Genomic DNA, 2,143 nt, shown 5'->3' on the forward strand with positions numbered 1-2,143 from the left:
ATTGATTGGAACGTGACGGCGCGCGCCGGACATCCGTATGTCAAAGTCTTTGACGAAGAGCGCGAGCTTACGGTGATGCTGCTCGTCGATGTTAGTTCCTCCGGAAATTTCGGCACGCATGAACAGATGAAGGGCGACATTGCCGCGGAGATCTGCGCGTTGCTGGCATTCTCCGCAATCAAGAACAACGACAAAGTCGGCTTGATCATTTTTACCGATCGCATCGAGAAATTTGTGCCGCCGAAAAAGGGCCGCAGTCACGTGTTGCGCGTGCTGCGTGAGATACTTTATCATAAACCGGAAGGCACGGGCACCAACATTGCGGCGGCGCTGGAATACCTCAATCGCGTGATCCGGCGCAAAGCGGTGGTGTTTCTGGTTTCAGATTTTCTTTCGGAAGGTTATGAAAAGGCGCTGCGGGTGGCGAGCAAGCGCCACGATCTCGTCGCGATTCCGGTCACCGACCCGCGCGAGATGGATATTCCGAATGTCGGCTTCGTCGAGCTGGAAGATGCTGAAACCGGCGAGATTCATTTGCTTGACACCTCGAATGCCGCCAATCGCCAGGCGTTTGCGAAAGAAGCGGCCCGGCGCGGCTTGTTGCGGGAGAAAGCGTTGCGCGCCACTAATGTGGATCCCGTGGAAATTCGCACGAATCAGCCCTACATCGAGCCGCTGGTGCGGTTTTTCAAGATGCGGGCCAAGCGTTTTCGGTGAGAACGATGTTGAGCAAAGCCGAGACGTCTGCGATCTTTTGGGGCGTTCATTGAAAAGAAAACGCGGCCGGTGTTGATCCCTTATTGTCCCGTGCTTGAAACTGTTTCAAAGTCAATATCGTTCACTTAACATTTCGTACGTAGTCCCGGGCCCTTGCGGGCCGATGCCAACGCGAATAATCTCAATCTTCCTGCAGTGCCCCACGAGGGGCAGGACTACGAAGGATCGACGATTAAATAACTTTCCCAATCTCCAACCGCGAATAGACGCGAATCATCGCGAATTACTGACAATCGCGAATTGACTTGACACATCTTAGCCAGTAAAATCAAGGCTATTCTTGTCAAGGTAAATACCGAACATCAGTAAGAAGCATTAGCGACCATTCGCGTTGATTAGCGGTTTAAAGAAAATGAGTAAGTTATTTAAATGGCAATCCTAAGTACTCAATATTGGTTTTAAAATGTAATTCGATCCCGTGTCAACTCTCTGAAAGATCGGCAGTCATGAAAAATCTTTTAACCTGGAGTCAACGCCCGCTTGCAGTTGTCTTGCTGGCATTGCTGGCAGCCGGTTGCGAGCAAAAGCCAAAACCGAATCTCCCGGCGGAGAAAGCGCGCGATTTTGCCAACATTCTGTACAACCGCGAGCTTTACAAGCAAGCCGTCGTGGAGTATCAACAATATTTGCAGAACTATCCGCTCGATGAAGAAGAGCAGGCCAACATCAGCTTCACGATTGCCAACATCTATTTCGATCGTTTGCGCGATTATGAGGCGGCGCTGGCGTATTATCTGCGCGTGAAAGAGCTTTATCCGCGTAGCGGCCTGGTGGATGATTCCGAACGCCGCGTCGTGGAATGCCTCGAGCGGCTGCAACGTTCGGCTGACGCGCAGCACGCGCTGGAGCAAAGCACCTTTCTCGACACCGCGCAGGTGACGAAGAAACGTCCCGGCCAGGTTATCGCGAAAATCGGCGACCGTGAAATCACCTCCGGCGATCTGGAATTCGAAATGAAGAGCCTGCCGCCTTTCATGCTGGCGCAAATCAAAAACCGCGGCGACAAACTCGAGTTCTTGCGGCAATATGTCGCCACCGAGCTGCTGTACGACACTGCCAAGCGCAAAGGCCTGGAACGCGATCAAGAAGTGATCGACGCCGCTTTTCAAGCCAAGAAAAACATTCTCGTGCAAAAACTATTGCAAGAGGAAGTCGCGCAGAAAGTGGATGTTCAGGAAAGCGATCTGGATTTGTATTATCGCGCCAATCTCGCGCGTTACACGCCCGGGGATTCCGCCGGGCAGCAGACGCCGCGGCCATTTGAGGAGGTCAGAAATCAAGTGATGCAGGATTATATGCGTGAAAAGCAACAAGCTGCGTATGATCGCCTTGTCGAGCGCATGATGAAAGCTGAAAACGTCGTGAT

Annotated in this window: 2 protein-coding genes; both read left to right on the forward strand. The window is 52.2% G+C overall.

Features of this window, described 5'->3' with window-relative positions; translation table 11 throughout:
- Positions 1–717 (forward strand): DUF58 domain-containing protein (locus FBQ85_29535; GenBank protein MDL1879273.1); only part of this gene is annotated, 717 nt, incomplete at its 5' end.
- Between the two features lie 506 nt (positions 718–1,223).
- A partial coding sequence (locus FBQ85_29540; GenBank protein ID MDL1879274.1) for a hypothetical protein occupies positions 1,224–2,143 on the forward strand: 920 nt, incomplete at its 3' end.

This window comes from Cytophagia bacterium CHB2 (assembly GCA_030263535.1).
Lineage (GTDB): Bacteria > Zhuqueibacterota > Zhuqueibacteria > Zhuqueibacterales > Zhuqueibacteraceae > Coneutiohabitans.